17 protein-coding genes are annotated in these 20,714 nt (G+C 40.3%); 8 read left to right on the top strand and 9 right to left on the bottom strand.

Features of this window, described 5'->3' with window-relative positions; genetic code table 11:
- From ACO05G_RS17640 to ACO05G_RS17630, 3 genes are all read left to right on the top strand, one after another.
- Window positions 1-2,655, top strand: coding sequence for a BamA/OMP85 family outer membrane protein (locus ACO05G_RS17640; protein WP_421763930.1), 2,655 nt, complete (start codon window positions 1-3; stop codon window positions 2,653-2,655).
- A gap of 24 nt (window positions 2,656-2,679) precedes the next feature.
- Window positions 2,680-3,213 carry an OmpH family outer membrane protein gene (locus ACO05G_RS17635; protein ID WP_348283243.1) on the top strand — a complete coding sequence of 178 codons (534 nt, stop codon included), beginning with the start codon at window positions 2,680-2,682 and terminating at the stop codon, window positions 3,211-3,213.
- Between the two features lie 66 nt (window positions 3,214-3,279).
- Window positions 3,280-3,807, top strand: coding sequence for an OmpH family outer membrane protein (locus ACO05G_RS17630; protein WP_348283242.1), 528 nt, complete (start codon window positions 3,280-3,282; stop codon window positions 3,805-3,807).
- Window positions 3,808-3,857: 50 nt separating this feature from the next.
- Here ACO05G_RS17630 and chrA read toward each other — a convergent pair whose 3' ends face one another.
- The 6 genes from chrA to ACO05G_RS17600 are packed head-to-tail and all read right to left on the bottom strand — an operon-like array spanning window position 3,858 to window position 9,755.
- On the bottom strand, window positions 3,858-5,039 hold the full coding sequence (gene chrA, locus ACO05G_RS17625; RefSeq protein WP_421763929.1) for a chromate efflux transporter: 1,182 nt from the start codon (window positions 5,037-5,039) through the stop codon (window positions 3,858-3,860).
- A gap of 2 nt (window positions 5,040-5,041) precedes the next feature.
- Entirely contained in the window at window positions 5,042-6,004 is a 963-nt protein-coding gene (locus tag ACO05G_RS17620) for an isopenicillin N synthase family dioxygenase (protein WP_421763928.1), read from the bottom strand.
- A 49-nt stretch (window positions 6,005-6,053) separates the two neighbouring features.
- Window positions 6,054-6,731, bottom strand: coding sequence for a DNA repair protein RecO (recO, locus tag ACO05G_RS17615; protein ID WP_348283239.1), 678 nt, complete (start codon window positions 6,729-6,731; stop codon window positions 6,054-6,056).
- Window positions 6,731-8,896 (bottom strand): hypothetical protein, encoded by a 2,166-nt coding sequence (locus ACO05G_RS17610; protein ID WP_421763927.1) that lies wholly within the window; start codon window positions 8,894-8,896, stop codon window positions 6,731-6,733. The genes recO and ACO05G_RS17610 overlap by 1 nt, the downstream gene beginning before the upstream one ends.
- Complete coding sequence (locus ACO05G_RS17605) at window positions 8,847-9,434, bottom strand: thymidine kinase (RefSeq protein ID WP_348283237.1); 588 nt, start codon at window positions 9,432-9,434, stop codon at window positions 8,847-8,849. Before ACO05G_RS17605 ends, ACO05G_RS17610 begins: the two co-directional genes overlap by 50 nt.
- Window positions 9,435-9,755 carry a 2Fe-2S iron-sulfur cluster-binding protein gene (locus ACO05G_RS17600; RefSeq protein WP_421763926.1) on the bottom strand — a complete coding sequence of 107 codons (321 nt, stop codon included), beginning with the start codon at window positions 9,753-9,755 and terminating at the stop codon, window positions 9,435-9,437.
- Window positions 9,756-9,773: 18 nt separating this feature from the next.
- On the opposite strand from ACO05G_RS17600, the gene ACO05G_RS17595 reads away from it, so the two are divergent.
- Window positions 9,774-11,072 (top strand): hypothetical protein, encoded by a 1,299-nt coding sequence (locus tag ACO05G_RS17595; RefSeq protein WP_421763925.1) that lies wholly within the window; start codon window positions 9,774-9,776, stop codon window positions 11,070-11,072.
- A 10-nt stretch (window positions 11,073-11,082) separates the two neighbouring features.
- Here ACO05G_RS17595 and ACO05G_RS17590 read toward each other — a convergent pair whose 3' ends face one another.
- Window positions 11,083-13,296, bottom strand: coding sequence for a TonB-dependent receptor (locus ACO05G_RS17590; RefSeq protein ID WP_421763924.1), 2,214 nt, complete (start codon window positions 13,294-13,296; stop codon window positions 11,083-11,085).
- 152 nt (window positions 13,297-13,448) lie between these two features.
- On the opposite strand from ACO05G_RS17590, the gene ACO05G_RS17585 reads away from it, so the two are divergent.
- Both ACO05G_RS17585 and ACO05G_RS17580 read left to right on the top strand, forming a co-directional pair.
- Entirely contained in the window at window positions 13,449-14,003 is a 555-nt protein-coding gene (locus tag ACO05G_RS17585; protein ID WP_421763923.1) for an RNA polymerase sigma factor, read from the top strand.
- Window positions 14,000-14,809 carry an anti-sigma factor gene (locus tag ACO05G_RS17580; protein WP_421763922.1) on the top strand — a complete coding sequence of 270 codons (810 nt, stop codon included), beginning with the start codon at window positions 14,000-14,002 and terminating at the stop codon, window positions 14,807-14,809. The genes ACO05G_RS17585 and ACO05G_RS17580 overlap by 4 nt, the downstream gene beginning before the upstream one ends.
- A gap of 4 nt (window positions 14,810-14,813) precedes the next feature.
- Here the strand turns inward: ACO05G_RS17580 and ACO05G_RS17575 are convergent, their stop codons facing one another.
- The gene (locus ACO05G_RS17575) at window positions 14,814-15,500 is read right to left on the bottom strand and encodes a response regulator transcription factor (RefSeq protein ID WP_421763921.1); all 687 of its coding nucleotides are present in this window, start codon (window positions 15,498-15,500) and stop codon (window positions 14,814-14,816) included.
- On the bottom strand, window positions 15,497-16,978 hold the full coding sequence (locus tag ACO05G_RS17570; protein WP_421763920.1) for a sensor histidine kinase: 1,482 nt from the start codon (window positions 16,976-16,978) through the stop codon (window positions 15,497-15,499). The genes ACO05G_RS17575 and ACO05G_RS17570 overlap by 4 nt, the downstream gene beginning before the upstream one ends.
- A gap of 115 nt (window positions 16,979-17,093) precedes the next feature.
- On the opposite strand from ACO05G_RS17570, the gene ACO05G_RS17565 reads away from it, so the two are divergent.
- Both ACO05G_RS17565 and ACO05G_RS17560 read left to right on the top strand, forming a co-directional pair.
- On the top strand, window positions 17,094-17,936 hold the full coding sequence (locus tag ACO05G_RS17565; RefSeq protein WP_421763919.1) for a GLPGLI family protein: 843 nt from the start codon (window positions 17,094-17,096) through the stop codon (window positions 17,934-17,936).
- Between the two features lie 35 nt (window positions 17,937-17,971).
- A complete protein-coding gene (locus tag ACO05G_RS17560) occupies window positions 17,972-20,584 on the top strand; it encodes a carboxypeptidase-like regulatory domain-containing protein (protein WP_421763918.1) in 2,613 nt (870 codons plus the stop codon).
- Window positions 20,585-20,714: the final 130 nt, after the last annotated feature.

Raw genomic sequence — 20,714 nt, 5'->3', positions numbered from 1 at the left:
ATGAAGAATATATTACTAGTTGCATTGGCCATTGTGGCATTTTCTGAAATCAAAGCGCAGGTCGTTTTTGGTAGAAACACAGGTAGCACTAATAGTGGGGTTTCCATAAATTACTCCAGCCCAAAGGAGTATGAAATAGCTGATATCGAAGTAAGAGGAGTCCAGTACCTCGACAATAATGCTTTGATCTCTCTCTCCGGCTTGCGTGTTGGAGATAAGATTAAAGTCCCTGGAGATGAAATTACCACAGCAATCAAAAAACTATGGAATCAGGGGATCATAGGAAATGTCTCCATTTATGCTTCTAAAGTTGAAGGAGACAAGATCTGGTTAGTAATTGAGCTTACCGAACGCCCAAGGCTTACAAAATATGTCATCGAAGGAGTAAATAAAACCAAACAGGGAGAGATAGAGGATAAGATTGGGTTGATACGTGGAAAAGTCCTTACAGATGTAGTAATTAAGAATACAGAGCTTGCTGTTCAAAAGTATATGGAAAGCAAAGGGTACCTGAACGCAGAAATAGACGTGTTTCAACAAAGCGATACAATCCTTAGAAATAGTGCATACTTAAAGATCGTAATCGATCAGGGGCAAAAAGTTAAAATAAGAAATATCAAATTTGATGGTAATGATGAGTTTACATCCGCAAAGCTTAGATCCAAACTCAAGAGTACGGGGATGGTTCCTAAATTTTCATTGCCTACTGAGATAATCAGAGTGGGAACTAAGTTGATTTGGCCTCCAAACATGATCAACTTCATTAAAGGATCCAAAAAAGTTTCTAAAGAAGAAGTTAGAGAGTACTTAGCTACTCACGTTAACCTGAACTTCTTCAAGTCTGCCAAATATGTGAAGGAAGATTACGAGTCGGATAAAGATCTGCTTATAGGATTCTATAATTCCAAGGGTTACAGAGATGCGGAAATAATTTCAGATACGATCTACGATATTTCAAATAAATATATGAATATCAACATGACCGTTGACGAAGGAACAAAATATTACTTCCGTGACATTTCATGGTCTGGAAATTACATTTATACAGATGAACAACTGCAGAGAATTTTAGGGATCGAAGAAGGAGATGTTTATGACCTTGATTTGGTTAACAAAAAACTAAACTTTAATCCAAATGGAGCAGATATCAGCTCGCTATACATGGATGATGGATATTTGTTTTTCAGCATTACACCAGTAGAAATTGGTGTTGCCCAAGACTCAATTGATTTAGAGTTACGGATTTACGAAGGAGCGCAAGCTACAATTGACAAGGTGGTGATTAGTGGAAATGATAAGACCAACGATCACGTTATCCTTAGAGAATTAAGAACGAGACCAGGTGATAAGTTTAGTCGTGCTGAGCTCATTCGTACGCAGAGAGAATTATCTCAACTTGGTTACTTCGATCCGGAACAAGTAAACCCGGTTCCTATTCCTGATCCTGTCAATGAAACGGTTGATATAGAATGGCAGCTAGTCGAAAGATCTAATGATCAGATTGAACTCTCAGGAGGCTGGGGTGGTGCTTTTGGATTTGTTGGGACGTTTGGAGTAAGCTTCAATAACTTCTCCGTGAAAAACATTACCAAATTAGATAAGTGGAGAGGCCTGCCTGTTGGAGATGGTCAAAGCCTGTCGTTGAGGTTCCAGGCAAATGGAAGAAACTTCCAGAGTTACTCGTTTAGCTTCGTAGAACCATGGTTGGGAGGCAGAAACCCCAACTCATTTGGCTTAAGCTATAGCAAGTCAATTCAGCGATCAATAAATAGGTTAACTAACGAAACATTCGGGTGGTTGAAGGTGACAGGGGTCTCAGCCTCCTTAGGAAGGCGGGTCAAGTGGCCTGATGATTTCTTCCTTGTGAGCACAGGTATATCGTATCAGCGCTATGATTTATTCCAGTTTAGAAGTCGAGCACTTGGATTTACAACTGGAGACGCAAATAGCTTCACATTTAATACAACGATTAGCAGGAACTCTGTGAGCCAACCGATGTATCCAAGAAACGGATCAAGTATTTCCTTAAGTGCTTCGTTTACCCCTCCATTTTCTTTGTGGAGAGATTTGGACTATGAAAATGCAACTCCTGAACAACAATACAAATGGTTGGAGTATCACAAATGGAACTTTGATAGTAAATATTACCTAACCTTGGGTGGAAAAGTAGTGTTAGCTGCTCGTGCACACTTTGGATACATTGGCTCTTATACCAGTAAGGCTGATGTGGGACCATTTGAAAGATTCCAACTTGGTGGAGATGGCCTGACAGGACAAAATTTCCTGCTTGGAACTGATGTGATTGGTCTAAGGGGATATCCGAATAATTCCATTACACCAGTCGACAGAGCAAATAATATAGAGGGTGGAACATTATTTAATAAATACGTAATGGAGATCAGGTATCCAATATCATTGGCACAATCTGCGACCATCTATGCGCTTACATTCGTTGAAGGCGGTAACAATTGGGATCGATTTGCGGAGTTCAATCCATATAACATAAAAAAATCCGCAGGTGTGGGCCTTAGAATCTTTATGCCAGCGTTTGGATTAATGGGAATAGATTGGGGTTATGGATTTGATCGGGTTCCGGGCTCGTTTGAAAATTCCGGTCCTCAATTCCACTTCTCCATTGGTCAGCAAATACGCTAATGGAGCTAGCTAAATATTAAAGCCATGAAAAAGATATTACTACTGCTTTTTGGTCTGTTTTTTACTGCTGTTACATTTGCGCAAAAATTTGGATATGTAGATACTCAATATATCCTTGAAAAAATGCCTGAGTATAAAGATGCACAGGCTGAAATTGAAAAGTTAGCCAAAGGATGGGAGACAGAAATTCAGGATCTTTATCAGCAGGTAGAAGCTATGGAGGTAGAATTGAAAGCAGAAGAAGTGCTTTTGACGAAAGAAATGTGGGAAGAACGCAATGCCGACATAGAAAGAAAATGGAATGAGGTTAAGGAATATCAACAATCGATTTTTGGATTCGATGGACTGTATTTTTTAAAGAAAAAGGAATTAGTCAAACCTGTTCAAGATCAGGTATTTGAATCGGTTGAACGTATCGCAAAGAACAATAGGCTTCAGATAGTCTTTGATAAATCCGGAGATCTGGTAATGATTTACACGGATCCCATCCATGATTATACCGATTTCGTGCTCGAAGATCTCGGTTTAGTAGAAAATCAAAGTGTTGACAACAATTGAGCATAATAATTGAATTATAGAACCAACGGACAAAGTCCAAACCATAAAAACGAAAAGTAATTAGATATGAAAGTTAGAATGTTATTAAGTACTGCCCTTGCTGTAATCGGATTTGGGGTAATGGCGCAGTTGAAAATAGGCTATACAAATGTAGAGTATGTATTGAGTGTAATGCCTGAAGCTAAGCAAATCGAGAGCGAGCTAGCAGCTTATGAAAAGCAACTATCTACACGACTTGAGGCTAAGTACAAGGATTACCAAACTAAAGTTGCTGATTATCAACAAAACGCTGAGACATATTCTCAGGATGTGAGACTTGATATTGAGAATGAAATAGTTAGTATGCAAACTTCCATTCAGGAGTTTGAAGCTGACGCACAAAACAGATTGCTTCAGAAAAGAAACCAGCTTCTCCAGCCTGCTTTCGAAAAAATTGGAGTAGCAATTGAGCAGATTTCAAAGGAAAATGGATACACACATGTATTCAACATGACTGCCAGTGGACAAAGTATCCTTCTATATGCAAGAGAAGAAGATAATGTTACTAACCTAGTTTTGAAGAAATTGGGAATTGATCCACCAGCTGGAAATTAAGAAAACGAGGATTAAGAGATAAACCCTGCCAGATACCTGGTAGGGTTTTTTTATGAAATAATAATTCCAAAAATCAAACCTACAAGGATGATCAGGGGAGTTGGGACTTTGGTGAAATGCATCATTCCAACTGTGCCAAAAAGTAAAATAAAATTGATGGGTTTTTGCTCCATTGGGGTGAAAAGCAAAAATGCTGCGGCTATAACCATCCCTGCACTCACAGCAGTTATCCCTTCTAAAGATGCCTTTACAATACGGTATTTTTTCAGCTGCTCCCAAAATCTAATGACAAAGAATATCAGGAAAGTACCCGGTAGAAAAATTCCGGCTGCAGCCATACTGGCACCTAGAATCTGACCTCCAATTCCAAATTCCCTGGCACTCATCGCACCCACATAAGCACTGAATGAAAAAACAGGTCCGGGTATTGCCTGAACAAACCCATAACCCGAAACAAACTCTTGTGAGGTTAAGTATTGCTTAAACTCGACAAACTCAGTATAGAGTAAAGGAACCAGCACCTGGCCCCCACCAAAAATTAAACTTCCATTTCTGTAAAAGTTCTCAAAAAGCTTAATTGGTTGATATTGGGTAACCCCTCCCAATATAGCCGCTACAACTAAGACGGAAATCCAAAGGATCAAATTACCCCACTTGATACTGATTTTCTCTTTCTCTTCAATGGGTTGCTTTTTGTACTTCCAGGTAGTCGCCAAGCCACCGAATAGTATAAGTATCGGAAACGCATAAGGAGATTTAAACACAAAGGATGCAAAAGCGGATAATATCATTAATCCGACTCCTACTTTTGTGTTGACTACTTTGATAGCAATCCGATAGGAGGAATAAGCCACAATCCCAACCGCAATTGGCTCAATAAATCGCAGAAAATCGAGTGAGAAATTCAAGTCCTGAGCGGTGGTCACCAGAATTGCCACGGAGGTCATAATGCAAAATGCCGGAAGCATCCAAACAAGAAGTGTCAAATAAGCTAAAGTTGGTCCGCCTATTCTAAAACCTAAAGCCGTTATCGTTTGAGTGGACGTAGGTCCTGGCAAAACCTGGCACAGCGCATATAACTCAATTAGATCCTCCTCAGTCAAGTAAGCTCGCTTATCGACAAGCAAATCCAAAAACATCCCAAAATGTCCCTGAGGTCCACCAAATGCCGTCATCGATAAAACGGAGACATCCTTTAAAAAAATAATATTTCTAACTCGCCTGATAGACATTTTTATGCCTTCAGACCTATTTCCTTGAGCCTTTCATCCAAAAATTCTCCTGCAGTTATATCATCAAAAGCTTTAGGGTGCTCCTCATCAATGCAACCTTCCAAACACGAGAGATCCATTTCGGAAACCGGATGCATAAAAAATGGGATAGAAAATCGGGACGTATGCATCAATTCCCGTGGTGGATTCACCACACGATGGATTGTAGACTTGAGCTTTCCATTGGAATGACGTTCCAGCATATCTCCTACATTGACAACTATCTGATCTGGGAGAGCGGTTATAGGTATCCATTTGCCATCTCTCCTAAGCACCTGCAGTCCATCTGCACTAGCGCCCATCAACAAGGTAATCAAGTTGATATCTCCATGCTCCGCTGCTCGCACTGCATCTGGAGGCAGTGAGTCGGGATCCTCGATGGGAAAGTAGTGTATTGGACGAAGAATGCTATTTCCCTCACTTACTTTCTCATCAAAGTAATTCTCTGGCAACTCCAGGTATATGGCTATTGCTCTCAGCATTTGAATTCCTGCTTTTAGCAGTGTCAAATAAGCTTCTGTGGTGTATTTTTCTAATTCAGGCACTTCATCAGGCCAAATATTATCCGGATAATCAGACCGCTGATTTTGTGGTGGTTGACCTACATGAAAAAATTCTTTTAAATCTCCAGTATTTCTCCCCTTTGCCTTTTCACGTCCTTTACTGATGTAACCTCGCTGGCCAGCCAACTCCGTCTTCTCATACTTTTTCTTTACATCATCCGGGAGTCTGAAAAACTTCTCTACAGCATCGTAGAGGTTTTTTGTTAGCTCATCAGATAGTCCATGATTCTTTATAGATACAAATCCAATGTTTGTGTATGCCTCTCCAAGTGTGCTCACAAACGCCTTCTTTTGATCCGCACTTCCGGCAGAAAAATCCGCTAAATCAAGTGAAGGGACTTTATCATATAATATTTCAGCCATGTCTAGGTCAGTTAGTACTACAATTCAATTTAAATAAAACAGGTGTAATTCAATTCAATATGCTTCTCAAAACATCAAGTGATTTAGGTCTTGAAATATGCGCATGATGTTGATAATAATTTATTATAGCATCCAGAATTTCATTTCTTGAATTTCTGGACATTGGAATGTCTGTCCCATATGGCTCCTGCATCAGCGATCCAATTCTCTGAAATTCCTCTGATGAAGGGGCAGTCCGGTCAGCAGAACTAAACAACGTATCAATATCATCAATGGCATACCCTAAAAAAGGACCTACTTTTAATAAAAATTGCAAATGGAAATTTGCGACTCCTACTTTTAGCTGATCAAAAACTTTAATTGATTCCATCGTAAAATTAAACAGTTGGACATTTGGTGACTGTTCTGATTGGAGCAATCTGGAAAATACTTCCGCTAAAAAAAGGGTGATTGAGCTTTTTGTGTGATCACTGTGAATGTGATGTAAAGGATGGTGGTTTTTAAATTCTGAAATTCGTTGCAGATCCCGGGTCTCTTTTACGTACAAAACCATATCAAGCATTGAAAAGGGTTGAAAATAACCAATACTCTTTTTTGATTTCTGACTTCTGATTGCATTGACAATGTAGGACCCATACCCATTTTCCTCGGTAAAAACACGGGTGATTATTGAGGTATCTCCGTATTTCATGTATCCCAAAATGATCCCTTTTGACTTTACTATCATCAGCGAATCACGGCAATTTTACCGACGTATGTTTCTTCACCATTTGCAGTCGAACTAAAAAACAAATAAATACCGGTAGTGACCTGACCTCCACCATTGTCCCTGAGATTCCATGAAGCAGTACCTCCATTGGAGTTCAGCTTTGTAACCAGATTTCCATTCAGATCGGTCACCTTTACTTCAACATCCTTGGCTAACCCCGTCAATCCCACCAGGCCCTGATATTCCGGTCTAACCGGATTAGGAAAGATATTTACATTCCGATGAAAGCCACCCCCTAGTGAAGAGGCACTTCGATAAGAGACCATCCCTCTATCCGTGTAAATAAATACTTCGCCATTTGTTGCATTATAGGCAAGTTGAATTATCCGATTTGATGGGAGAGGGCTGTTTCCTTCGTTAAAAACTGCTACCTGTTCTGACGTGTTTTCATTATATACCCAAACACCGCTGTTCGTTCCAAACCAGATGCGATTGCCCCCATCTGTCATTACAGCATTGATCTGCTCGCCCTGAAATAATACGCGATTATCGAAAGTTGGGAGTACCGCTTCTGAACTAAAGAAAATAAATGAGGCATCAGGGAAGAGTGCAGGACCATTGGAAGTGGCCACCCATGCATTATCCTCAACACTGATGTCGATATCGATAAAAGAAGCCGGAAGTCCATCTGCAGTGTTGATCAAATCCGTTTCACTCTCTTCGGGGTTTATCACGGTAATTACACCAGAGGCAGATCCAAGCCAGCCAATTCCAGTTTCAGAAAGATCAATTGTCAAGTAGTCATTATCAAAAATTGACGGATAAGAAATCCAGGATCCATCCGCCTGCAAAACGTGAATTGGATCATCATTCCTAAAGCTCGATATCCATAGGCGGTCATCTGCAGCTAGCGCAGTAATTACCGTATCCAGATCCGCTGAGCTACCCGGAATGTCTATTAAAACTTCATCCGCTTCCTCATTATATAGGCCGTCACCAATGGATGAGAAAAAAAGGCCATTGTTCACTATCGCTACATCGGATACATTAGTAAATCCTGAAATCGATTTTTCCTCCCAAATCCCACTAGTAAAGACCGAAAATGATTCCTGCTGAATTGTGCCACTATAAGAAAAAGGGGATGGAGCATGAAAGCCATAAAGTTCATTTCTTATCACTCTGAAGTTTGAAAAAACATCAGAAATTGGTCCATCAGGAGATAAATTAAATCCAGCTTGATCAACTAATCCATTTGAATCATCCGCAAAAACATACCCGGAACTCACAGCCTCAATATCATTAATTGCCGTTAGATTAGTGGATAGAATCGGTTGGAAGGCATTTCCTGATAGCTGAAAGATATTTCCATTATCATCAGCTGTAAATAATTCATTCGCCACATCAAATAGGTTGTCCGCTCCAGCTGGAAGATCTATCCCCGTATCATTCCATGAAGCACCAGCAAGCGTTAGCAGATCACTTTCAGAAGTGACATACAATTTTTCATTCAGTAGCATTAAGTTTTTGTAGCCCGCACTTCCTGGATACCTGCTCCAATTATTAAAATCCAGGAGGTTTTGACTCAAACTTCCCGATTGAATGCCTTCATTCGTTCGGATGAACAATGAATCATTTTTTGAGTAAATCTGAAATACCTGAACCTCATTACCTCCGGTCCCTATTTGAACAAAATTTTCTGTAACCTTGGCAGTAGAAGTGTTTAAGGTAAGAATTCCAAAATCTGTAGCCAGAAATGTGCTCTGTGCGTTAAATGCTACATCATTTATCGTTTTTTCAATATCCAGATTGCTCTTTGCAAGATCAGAAACGGATCTAATTTCATTTTCATAGATGAAGTCTACAAATCCGGATCTATATCCCAATACTAAAACGTTTTCGGATTCATTATACGCCATCGTGGAAACTCCTACATCTGAAAGCCCATCTATCTTCGAAAGCTTTCGGGTTTCTCCACTAGCCAAACTTCTTGAAAAAAGCCCATTAGTCGAAGCACAAAAAATTTTGTCACTGGTCACCACAAACTCTTTCGCATTTTTATAGCTGAAATGGGTGCGCCATGTGCCAATAGCAATATCCTGAGCGTATATAATACACCCAATCAATAAGCTAAGGCTACTTAGGGTCAACCGCCTCAAAGAAGCATGATCTACAGAGCGCTTCATAAATATCCTTTTCTCCTAAAACTATGGTTTGCTTCGATTTAGTACGTCGGTGGGAATAAGATGCCACATTTCCACATTTCATGCAGACTGCATGCACCTTGGTTATGTATTCTGCTATAGCCATAAGGGAATCCATCGGCTTGAAGGGTATGCCTTTGAAATCCATATCCAATCCAGCCACAATAACTCTTTTGCCCTGATTCGCTAATTCATTCGCAACGCTAACTACCTCGTCATCAAAAAACTGTGCTTCATCAATACCAACTACCTCACAATTCCCTGCGCGTAGCAAGATGTCATTCGCAAAATTTACGGGTGTTGAGGGTATGGAGGAGTCTTTATGAGAAACGATTTTTACTTTATCATATCGTTTATCGACTGCCGGTTTAAAAATTTCCACATGCTGATTGGCAAGCATTGCTCTGTTTAATCTCCGGATAAGTTCTTCGGTTTTCCCGGAAAACATTGACCCACAGACTACTTCTATCCAACCTCCTCTTCTCAGAGTTCCTTTACCAATATGCGGTTCTACAAACATTTATTCGGCATAATTCAAATGTGGCAACTGCGTTTCCTTTGGCACCTCTATGGTCACATCTCCATTGACAATCGCTTGACATGTGAGGCGTTCATCCGGACGCAATTTATTCAATTTAGCATATTGCTGCTCCGGTTTCGTTGGGTCGGATAAATTATCACCGCCCGATAAAATTTTGGCTTTGCAAGTGGTGCATCTTCCCTTAGCTCCACAGGCGTGCATCCAGTCAGTCTTTGATAGCAAAATATCAAGCAAACTTTCCCTTTTGTCCTCACAATGAATAGATTTACTTTTGAGGTTAGCGATTACTACAGTTGGCATCCTTTTCAAATTTCAAGAATGCAAAAGAAACTAAACGAAGATTTTATAGACAGCTATTGCGAGAAATTTGCATCCAAAGTGACTGCCGAATTTTTCAAAGGGAGCAAAGAGGTTATAACTGGTAAGGAAATTTTAAAAGTTACTCCTTCCAAACAAGTGAATTTTTTCGTTATCAAACTCTTGTTCAGGTACTGGCAAGAGGAAACGAAAAAACTCGAAAGCCCATTCTTCAATTACAAGCATGAGGAAGTTCGTCAGGCCATGATCCAGTTTATGAATGTGCTCTCACAGCATATAGAGATCAACAAAGAAAAATTTGAAACACTGCTAAACCATGCAGTAAAGGACACTATATACCTTGCCGCCATGCCACAGGCATATGTTGAAATTGACCTTGATAGTCGTGGGGTAGAAACCATAAAGGAAAAAGCGGTAGAGGGCACAGTTAAGTACCTAAAGATTCACAAAAAGGAAATCCAGAATTTTCTTTCAGACATGAAAGGTCTCACCATTGATGATGTAGTCGATGAGTTACCCGATGAATTTGATGATTTTGATACTACGGAGGCGGTAAATGCGGAATGTGAATTGCTTACTCAAGTATTGGAGATAAATATTGATAAGGTCTTTTCCGATGATCCCGATATGGATGATTTTGATGAGGATGACCTTTTTGAGCCAGGGGAGGAAGACCTGGTAGAGTCAAGACCTGTACCAAAAAATGCAGCCCCTGATTCTCAGCCTGAGAGTGAGGGGGTTGAAGTTGACTCTGATGATGATGCGATGTTTGAGGAAGATTTTGCAGATGAACCTTCACAAGTAGCGAAGGTAATAGTTGAAGAAAAAGAAGAGGTACAAACAGAAAAGTCAGAAGAAGTAGAAACGGAAAAAGAAAAGGATCAAGAGGAAGATAAGTCAGAGGAAGAGATAACCGAAGAAGAGGAAGAGCCAAAGAAAGAAGTTCGAACTCCGGTTATCCTCGAAGAAGAAGATAAAGAGGACGATTTTCCTGAAGAAACCATTAACAAACAGTTTGAAAAAGACGAGGAAACTGTGGCCGATGCACTGGAAAGCAATAAAAAAGAAAGCGGCATTTTAGAGCTCATTTCACTCAATCACCGATACATGTTTATCAAGGACCTTTTCAGAAATGATAAGGATGAATTTGAAAAAGCATTAGTAGAACTGGAACAATACGACACTTTTGATGAGTCCGTTGAATTTTTAGTTCAGGGTTATGCCAAGCATAATGAATGGGACATGCAGTCTGACGAAGTAAAGGAATTTTTGAAGGTGTTGTTCAGAAGATTTAGGTAATCTCGAAGTACTAGAACTTTACCGTCAGTCCGGCTTTTAAAAAGAAAGGAGTGCCCGGCGTAAAATGAATCTCTGACACAGGTTCGTTTTCATCTGCCAGTCTGGACTCTGTATCAAATTGTGCTTCTCTCCATTCCACATCAAATAGGTTTTCTACAGCTACTGAAAACGCCCAGTTAGCTTTATCATACCGGAGGTTTAAATCTGTAAGGAAGTATCCTTCCGCCGTAGTGGTATTGCTTTCATTTGCCGGGCGGTCTTCGATATACCTGTAGTTAATGCTGGCATTCAGGTTTTTTCCTCGATAAGCCAAACCTCCTACACTTGTGAGTGTTGGGGCCAGCGGAATATGTGCTGAACGTTCATCTATACCTCTAAATCTGGGATTGGCATAATTAATATTTGAGTAAACAAACAACTGATCAGATACCTGATAATTGATCCCCAGATCTACCCCGGAACGCTTCGTTTTTCCACTAGGTTCAACAATACCGGCATCACCGACGTACACAAACTCCTGCTCAAGGTATAATGACCAATATGCTACATCAATCAAGAAGCGTTTAGTTGGTTGATAAATGCTCCCGAAATCAAACCCCCAAGCAGAAGGGAGTGTATTCTGATTCTTTTCCCGCAATACCACCCTTGCGTCATTGCTGTGAAATCCTTTTCCAGATTTTGCATAGAACTGTAGCGTATTAGTAGGGCTGTAAATCACATTTAGCTTCGGGGAAACAACTGCTTTATTCAATGATTTTCGATCGTAGGATGAACTTAAAAGATCCTCCTCTTCAAATTTAAAATGGTCGAGTCGCACACCCAGATTTACCATCCAGTTACCTATATCCCAGGTCGCACCGGAAAAAACAAAACCATTAAATTCATTTACATCTGCAAGTGCTAACGAATCCAATGTTTTCTTTCTGTCACGTGTGTGCGACAGCTCTACCCCGTTAATATCATCATAGCGAAAACCTGCTCCATTTTCCAGGGTCAGATATCCAAACCATGGCATTCCATAATTAAAAACAGATTGAACCCCATAAATTGTTCTTGCTTCTTTTTGCCTGATTTGATCTCCATTGATCGGATCTTCAAGAAAAAAAGTAAAATTTGAATACAGCTCAAAGTCGTATTTTGAAATGAATGCACTTGTCTGAACAAAATTTCCATCAGGTAATGACGCTGTATAATCTACTAGTAAATTTTGCCTTGATGTTTCTCCACCCTCTGTATCGTCGATCGCCCCATATCGGCTGATCTGGCCTGATTCAATTGCGCGAAGAGGGATTTGACCTGAAGCATCCCATCTACTAGTAAAAGTGGATGCCTGAACCGAAATAATATCACTCCCTAATTGGGCATTAAACTTTCCAAACAGATTGAGTCTGTTAAAATTTTGAGGAGATTCGAAAGGGCCATCTGAAGTAAGATATTCCGTAGCTAAATACGCATCACTTGTTGATTTCTCATCAAGTAGATTGAAAAGACCTACTGTTCGCAGGGTGTTGAATCTGCCTCCTTCCACCTTTATAGTACTTGCATCAAGTCGATCATACGTTTTGAAATTGACATATCCTGCAGTTGAGAAATTTCCTTTCTCAGTGTAATAAGGTCCTTTCCCAAAGTCCACTCCCTGCACAGTCTCGGGTATGAGGAAATGAAGATCTGAATATCCCTGTCCATGTGCGTGAGAAACCATATTGACCGGAAGGTTGTCTACAGAAATTTGAATATCTGTGCCATGATCAATATCAAAACCTCTCAAGAATATTTGTTCTGCTTTACCACCCCCTGCATGCTGAGCAATGAATAATCCAGGTACTTTTCTTAAGATCTCCTGGGACGAGTTAACCGGATTTAATTTTAAATCCACCTGCTTAATCTTATTAAGGGTATTAATTTCCGGCGTGATGACCACTTGCGAAAGCTCCACTGGAACAGATATCATTGGTATTTCCCAGGTTGTAGTTGATGATACAACAAATTGCACCCGCTTATATCCAACCATTGATACAAAAACGGAATCTCCAATTTTTACTCCGGCCAAACTAAATTTTCCCATCACATCTGAATGCGTATGAACATTTTGAGTGAGGTTTGATATAGTCGCAAATGCTATTGGCAGCATTTCCTCTGCTTCAAGAATTTTACCACGGACTAATTCTTGTCCAATCACATTTATGGTAATAAATAAAGTCACAAGTGATGTCAGCAATCTCATGTTGATCGAATTTTTAATAATCAGTTTACCTACGACATCTAAGGAGAGATAGGATTTATCGGATTGCTAATTTATTAGCTCACCCCCTTCAAAAAGATCCTCCTCCTTTCCTCATTCCTTCATAATTAATTCATAATTTTAGCGGTTGTAATATGAGTCTGCCTAATCAACAAATTGACCAAGATCAACTTGTCGCTAGAATAAAAGCGAGAAACGCAGACGCATTTAGTTATCTCTATGATAATTATTCAGCAGCGATCTACGGTTCAATCTCCCGTATTGTAAATGATGAAGATGTAGCTGAAGAGGTGCTTCAGGATTCATTCATGAAATTTTGGGATAAGATTGATCAATACGACTCTTCAAAAGGCCGTTTTTTTACCTGGATGGTAAACATTAGCCGAAACCTGGCGATCGATAAGCTTCGATCAAAAGAAATGAAGAAGGTTGGGAAAACCGATAACATAGAAACTTACGTATCTGGTATTGAGCGTGAACGATTAAACCATATGCAAGTAGATGCAATAGGTTTAAAAGAAACGCTTACCAGCCTCCGGGATGAAGAAAAATTCATTCTGGAGATGGTGTATTTTAAAGGTTATACCCAATCAGAAATTTCGGATGAATTTGATATTCCTCTCGGCACGGTAAAAACGCGCCTGAGAATGGGATTGAAGAATATGAGAAAAGTATTGCAATTAGAGTGAACATAGAAGAATACATATCGACTGGCATTTTAGAAGCCTATGTGATGGATCAGCTTTCCCCAGCTGAACGCACAGAGGTGGAAAATACTGCAGCAAAACATCCCGAAATAATGGAGGAACTCAACAAGATTGAGCTTTCTATGGAAGCGCTTGCTTTTGCATCAGCAGTGTCTCCTCCGAAAGGGGCCAAGGAGAAACTTCTTGCACAGATTAAAACTCAAAAATCAGAAACTGAGAAAGAGACACCTGTTATTGCCATGCAAACGAAAGAATCCTTTGGCTTCTTAAAGTATGCAGCAGCCGCATCTGTTATCGTGGCTTTGGGTTCAGCGGTTATGGCCTTTACATATTGGAAGAAATGGCAGGGCGCAGAAGATAGGCTATCGGATATGATCGCTCAAAATCAGCAATTCGCTGAAAATTATAATCAGGTAAATCAGCAATTAGATAACATCCAAAATGCAGTTACCATCATGAATAACACGGCTTACAAAAGAGTTGTGATGAATGGTACAGATAATTCTCCTAATTCACTGGCAACAGTTTATTGGAATGAAGCAACAGCCGATGTTTATCTGAGTATTCAAAATCTTAAAGAACTTTCCCAGGATCAACAATATCAATTGTGGGCAATCATTGATGGCAAACCTGTGGATGCCGGGGTATTTGACCCTAATAACTCAACGTATCTGGTTCAGATGAAAAATATTGGTCCAAATGCAGCCGCTTTTGCTGTCACCATAGAACCACGCGGCGGAAGCGTAAATCCATCGCTGGAGACCATGCAGGTGGTTGGGAACGTCTAAAAGTTCAGACTACCAACTTATACCCATACCCTCGTACATTGATAATTTGAATCGATGAATCACGTGCCAATTTCTTTCGCAGCTTACTAATAAAAACATCCATACTACGGGCATTGAAAAAATCATCATTTCCCCAGAGTGATTTTAATATTTGCTGACGATCCGTGAGCTCATTTACATTTTGAATGAGCGCATCAAGCAAGTGAGCTTCACGATGTGTCAGCCGCTCTTCATTATCACTTGGGCAATGAATCAGTAGTTGCTTCTGACAATCAAATAGATACTCCCCAATTTCCTGACTTTGCCCATCAGGTTTAGTTGCTTTCCGGTTAAGCAAAGCATGTATTCTGACAATCAACTCCTCCATGCTAAACGGTTTCTTTAGGTAGTCATTTGCACCATAGCCAAAGCCTTCCACAACATCTTCGGTGCGTGACTTGGCGGTAAGGAAAATAATAGGGATGAAATGATCGCTTTTCCTTATGGACTTTACTAAGGAAAATCCATCCAATTTTGGCATCATTACATCCAGAACCATTATATCAGGCTTATTTGCTTCATACGCAGATTTAGCCTCCTCACCGTCTTTACAAAAAATCACCTGAAATCCGCGAGATTCTAGACTTTCGCGGATAATCATACCTAAAGCCGCCTCATCCTCTGCCAATAATATTTTAGCAACACTACTCATAAAGCAACACTAAAAATGGTTCGACCATTGGAAACATTAAGTGTAAGCTGCCCTCCATGCAACTCCACAATTGTACGTGCATAGTACAACCCTATACCAAACCCTTTTACGTCGTGTTGATTGCCTGTTGGAATTCGGTAAAGCTTATCAAAGATTTTGCTTCGCTGAGAAACCGGAATATTTCCACCATTATCTTCTATATCCCATACTGTCGCGTCAGCAAGCTGTGAAAGCCGCACAATGATCTTATCTCCACCGTATTTAATTGCATTATCAATTAGGTTAGAAAGGGTGTTTTCGATATGAAATCGATCCAGTGAGTATGCTGCAGATTCCATGCTGCTTTCAAAAACTATTTGCTTGTCCTGAGCCACAAGCTGAAAGCGTTTAACAATGGCTTCTGTCCAAGTCACAACTTCTACTTCTTCCTTATTAAGTGTAAGCTGGCCTTGATCTATGGTAGCTGTTTCCAGCATCTTTTCTACCATATCATTAAGCTTGTGTAGTTGATCATTGGAAAGCGCTAAATATTTTCTGGTTTTTTCCTGATCATTGGTATCATTGAAGTTAGTTACCCCCTCAAGTGCTGAAAAAATAGTGGCAATGGGTGTTTTAAATTCATGTGTGATATTACTAATCAAGTCATCTTTAATGGCTGCCAGCTGCTTCTGAGCATTGATCGTCTGATAGAGGTGAATCAAAGTCCCAATCACTAATCCAATGAGCAATACCGAAAGGACGAGCTCTCCGATCCCATTTTTCAATATAATTAATGTGGCATTTTCAAAATCGACGGAGATCGAATTAAAGCTATCAAGAAAGGCTGAGGTGGCGGATGCCGATAGGTAATTGGTGTCGTCCAGCGTTCCAATTTTGGTTTTGCCTGAACTGCTTTCCTGGCTCAGAGCGAAGTTCACATCCAGGTTTTTCTCCTCAAGCTGTTTTTGAAATTCTGTATAGAGCGCCCCTAGATCAATTAGATCTTCACTGATGGAGACCATCACTTTCTGAGTTAGAAATTGAAGCTCACGCGCTCGGGAAGAATCAAAATCTGCACTGATTTTTAGTTTTTTAACTGAACGTTCGTTTCTTAATCGAAAGGTTGAATCCAGGTTGGTAGAATCTGGGTTTTCAGAGCCTGACCAGATATGTGTAAATGTGGTCCCACCACCGGATTGACTATCGTCTACAACCTTTAGCAGACTATCAATATTGGTAACTGTAGAGGCATAGGCAAAAGATTGTCTGCCATTAACGAGGGTATCAAACGATTGCTCTCCCAATATGTAAATGCTGTTTCTAGCCTTACCAGCAAAATAATTTTCAATGCTGGCATCTAATGACTGCTGCACATCGAGAATAAAACGTTGCTTATTCACCTCATAATTTTGAATGGTAAAATACACTTGGGCAGCAGTGAGCACCGCAGCTGTCACTACAATCAAAATCAAACTTTTACGATAGGATTGCTGTCTCACAAGACAAATATACGTGTCAGGTTCTGGCTCCTTTCAATCCGTTAACACACGTTAACACTGCTTAACCATTTGTTAGCAGACATTCTCATTGGTTTGCTAAAAACACAGAATCAAAATGAGAAAAACAATGCTAATCCTTTTGCTGGTACCAGGCTTACTGGCAGGAGTTACTTTCAAAGCCCACAGCCAACAGAAATTTGAAGGGATAGCCACCTACAAATCTTCCATGAACATTGAGTCGTTGAATGTGGCCGGTAGAAATATGAGCCCTGAGATGCAAGAATCTGTTCGTAAACAGCTCATGCAGCAATCTCAACGTGAATACACACTTAAATTCAATTTAGAGGAAGCACTTTGGAAAGAAGAAGCAGAGTTGGAATCAGAAGCAGGAGCCCCCAGTGGTGGTGGCATGCAAATCAGGTTTTCAACAGGAAACGCTATAAGCTACCTCAACCCCAGTAAAAACCTATTTTTAGAGGAAACGGAGATATTTGGCAAGAGATTTCTCATCGAAGATGAGCTACCGACCTTCAATTGGAAAATTACCAATGAAACCAAGAAGATTGGAGACTACACTGTTATTAAAGCCGAATACCAAAACATTACAGAGCAAATGACCATGTCATTGAGTGACTCAGAACAGAAAACTGAAACCGTCATGGACACTACAATGATGACAGCATGGTACACACCAGACATTCCGGTATCGCAGGGGCCATCTAATACCTGGGGGCTACCTGGGCTCATTCTTGAATTGAAAGATGGAAATTTCACTTTTTTATGCACGAAAGTAGAGTTAAATCCATCTTCACCTATAGAAATTGAAGTTCCGAGCAAAGGCAAGAAAGTCTCTCGGGATGAAGCTGATAAAATCCGAGATGAGAAGATGCAGGAAATGATGAAGAAGTATGACACGGGAGAAGGCGGAGAAACACGTGTAATCAGAATCGGAGGATAAGCATCAAAATGAAAGGACTAATTGTTTTATGCTTAATGAGTCTCGTAAGTTTCGGGATGCAGGCTCAAAATCATATCCTACTAAAAGGACAAACTAGAGACTCAACTTTTGCACCTATAGCTTTTGCAAACGTAATGGCGATTGATACCGCAACGCAGGAAATGAAGTCCTTCGCCGTGACAGATGTCAAAGGAGGCTTTCAAATCCGCTTGCAAGAGAATACGGTCTATGAGATAAAAGTGACTTTTGTGGGTTATGTGCCCTTTAGCCAATACATGAAATTGGACAAATCTCCTGAAACTCCCCTTACTATCATCATGAAAGAAGCCATAAATGCGCTCGATGAAGTAACGGTAGTTGCCGAGATGCCGGTACTTGTCAGAGGAGATACCATCTCATATAAAGCTGAGGCATTTACTAAGGGAGATGAACGAAAACTAGAAGATGTACTCGAAGAGCTCCCGGGATTTGCTATTCGTGACAATGGGGACATAGAGGTGCAGGGTAAACGAGTGGATAAAGTGCTTGTGGACGGCAAAGAGTTTTTTGAAGGAGATACCAAACTCGCTACAAAGAACATCCCTGCGGACGTGGTGGATCGGGTGCAGGTACTTCAAAATTTCAATGACATACAACCGATGCAAGGACTAAACAATGACGAACAACTTGCCTTAAATATTGAGTTGAAGTCGGACAAAAAACGCATTGTGTTCGGTGATATTGAAGCTGGAAGAGGTCCGGACAACCGTTACTTTGGTCATGCAAACACCTTCTATTATGCGCCAAAAACCAGTGTCAATTTTATCGGTGATGGCAATAATGTTGGAGAGCTTGCACTCACGCTCAACGATTACTTTCGGATGTCCGGCGGGCTTTCCTCCATGGCTTCCAGAAATGGCACATCCTTTCGGATGAATGCAGGTGATGCAGGAATCCCCATCTCAGATCGAAATTCGGCAAGTCACCTGACCAACCGGTTAGGTGCACTCAATTTTACTACTCGTCCTACAGATAGGTTTCAGTTGAGTGGCTTTCTTATTGGCTTTGATAATGATATAACGATGGGGTCCAATTCGCTTAGAACCTACCCTCAGTTGGAGGATCTAACCCAGGAGCAATTAGCTACCACATCATCCATTGAAAATAAGTCTGGACTAGGAAGGTTTTCTGCAAAATATACACCTAACTATAACCTGCAGCTGGACTATACTTTTTTTGGCAAGAGGAGTACGATTGATCAGGAATTGCTACGAAACTCTCAGTTAATATCAGGAGATAATTCCTTGCAGGAAAACAACCAAAGAGAGCCGAGCAGTCAAAGTCATCAGGTGCGAATGTTCAATGCGCTCAACGAACGAAATATTGTTTCCGCTGAGGTAAACTACAATGAGGAGCAGACAACCACCAATCAGCTGTTAGCTAGTCAGCTTCCACTATTCAGTGATTTCCTGCCAAACAATACGCTTCAGTTGTCTCAGGATCAAGACATCATTTCCAAACGAATAGATGGTGCATTTAACTATTATTATATCCTAAATAAAACCACTCACATCAATGTTGCAGTGGGTATTAACCGATCCAAACAAACGCTGATTTCAAATCTGGCTGATGAACAGGAAGAGGTGGTAGATTTAGATCAGGAGCTTAATATTACCAACCGGTATGCAAGGATCAGGTATCGTAAAAAATGGAACAAACTAACCCTCAGTCCGGGTGTGAGTTTAAATAGCTATACAGTGAAAGGCGTTTATGAATCTCCCAATCAGGTGCAATACCTGTTTCCACAAATCAATGCTCGATATGAGTTCGGGACCTCCCATGACATTGACTTCTCCTACAATCAATCGTTGGAGTATAATGACGTGAGTGCATATGGTGAAGGGTATAGATTGAATGGCTACAACACCCTCCTCTTTGGTAACCTATCGCTCGATCCAGCCTTTTCTCATAACCTGGGACTGAGCTACAGAAATTTTAACATGTACAACTTCTTCAATATCAGTGGGGGTCTGAATTATCAGTACATCAAAGATGGATTTATTAATAATCAGGAACTAAGTGGAGTAGAAAATGTCCTCACGTCGGTTAATGCGACGGATGCCAATTACACCGCCAGCGGATACTTAAATCTGGAGAAGCGTTTTGATCATTTTAGGGTTAATGGTATGGTTACCGTGTCCAAATCCGTGCTGAATAATCAAATCGAAAGCCAGCTGATCCAAAATGACAATTTCATGCATCAGTATCGGCTGAATATGTCTGCGAGATTATTTAAAAAACTTTCCATAAGAACAGGATATACAGCATCAATAAACCGGTATTCATCCGGTTCGCTCACCAATCAGTTTGTTAATCATCGACCAAACATTGGTACTACCTTTTCCCATAATGGATTTCGGTTCGAAACAGAATACGCTTATAACAAATATGTCAATCAGAGTCAGGATCAAGAAACCTCTTTTGAGGTATTGGATGCATCTTTGAGCTATCGAAAAAAGAAAAGTCCATGGGAGTTTAAAGTTCAGGGGTTGAATCTGCTAGACACAAGGGCAGTCAGGAGGGATAGTTTTAGTGACAACCTGATTAGCACCTATTCTTATAACATTCAACAACGCTACGGCTTATTGACTGTCATGTATGATCTATAAATGAACCTGAGTTGGGCGATGAAATAGGTTCATTACGTTAGCTACGTAATCCACGTAAATTCATGTAATCCGAAAAATACGCTTACAAGGGTTTAATGATTTAATAAAATTTGAATTACGAATTTGAAAT

The organism is Ekhidna sp., assembly GCF_965227465.1.
Lineage (GTDB): Bacteria > Bacteroidota > Bacteroidia > Cytophagales > Cyclobacteriaceae > Ekhidna.
The sequence above is the reverse complement of the archived record's forward strand: the minus strand, read 5'-3'. Positions and strand labels throughout refer to the sequence as shown.

Excerpts from the sequence above, each read along its gene's own strand:
- ACO05G_RS17640 (WP_421763930.1), top strand. The coding sequence starts at position 1 with ATGAAGAATATATTACTAGTTGCATTGGCCATTGTGGCATTTTCTGAA.
- ACO05G_RS17635 (WP_348283243.1), top strand. The coding sequence starts at position 2,680 with ATGAAAAAGATATTACTACTGCTTTTTGGTCTGTTTTTTACTGCTGTT.
- ACO05G_RS17630 (WP_348283242.1), top strand. The coding sequence starts at position 3,280 with ATGAAAGTTAGAATGTTATTAAGTACTGCCCTTGCTGTAATCGGATTT.
- chrA (WP_421763929.1), bottom strand. The coding sequence starts at position 5,039 with ATGTCTATCAGGCGAGTTAGAAATATTATTTTTTTAAAGGATGTCTCC.
- ACO05G_RS17620 (WP_421763928.1), bottom strand. The coding sequence starts at position 6,004 with ATGGCTGAAATATTATATGATAAAGTCCCTTCACTTGATTTAGCGGAT.
- recO (WP_348283239.1), bottom strand. The coding sequence starts at position 6,731 with ATGATAGTAAAGTCAAAAGGGATCATTTTGGGATACATGAAATACGGA.
- ACO05G_RS17610 (WP_421763927.1), bottom strand. The coding sequence starts at position 8,896 with ATGAAGCGCTCTGTAGATCATGCTTCTTTGAGGCGGTTGACCCTAAGT.
- ACO05G_RS17605 (WP_348283237.1), bottom strand. The coding sequence starts at position 9,434 with ATGTTTGTAGAACCGCATATTGGTAAAGGAACTCTGAGAAGAGGAGGT.
- ACO05G_RS17600 (WP_421763926.1), bottom strand. The coding sequence starts at position 9,755 with ATGCCAACTGTAGTAATCGCTAACCTCAAAAGTAAATCTATTCATTGT.
- ACO05G_RS17595 (WP_421763925.1), top strand. The coding sequence starts at position 9,774 with ATGCAAAAGAAACTAAACGAAGATTTTATAGACAGCTATTGCGAGAAA.
- ACO05G_RS17590 (WP_421763924.1), bottom strand. The coding sequence starts at position 13,296 with ATGAGATTGCTGACATCACTTGTGACTTTATTTATTACCATAAATGTG.
- ACO05G_RS17585 (WP_421763923.1), top strand. The coding sequence starts at position 13,449 with ATGAGTCTGCCTAATCAACAAATTGACCAAGATCAACTTGTCGCTAGA.
- ACO05G_RS17575 (WP_421763921.1), bottom strand. The coding sequence starts at position 15,500 with ATGAGTAGTGTTGCTAAAATATTATTGGCAGAGGATGAGGCGGCTTTA.
- ACO05G_RS17565 (WP_421763919.1), top strand. The coding sequence starts at position 17,094 with ATGAGAAAAACAATGCTAATCCTTTTGCTGGTACCAGGCTTACTGGCA.
- ACO05G_RS17560 (WP_421763918.1), top strand. The coding sequence starts at position 17,972 with ATGAGTCTCGTAAGTTTCGGGATGCAGGCTCAAAATCATATCCTACTA.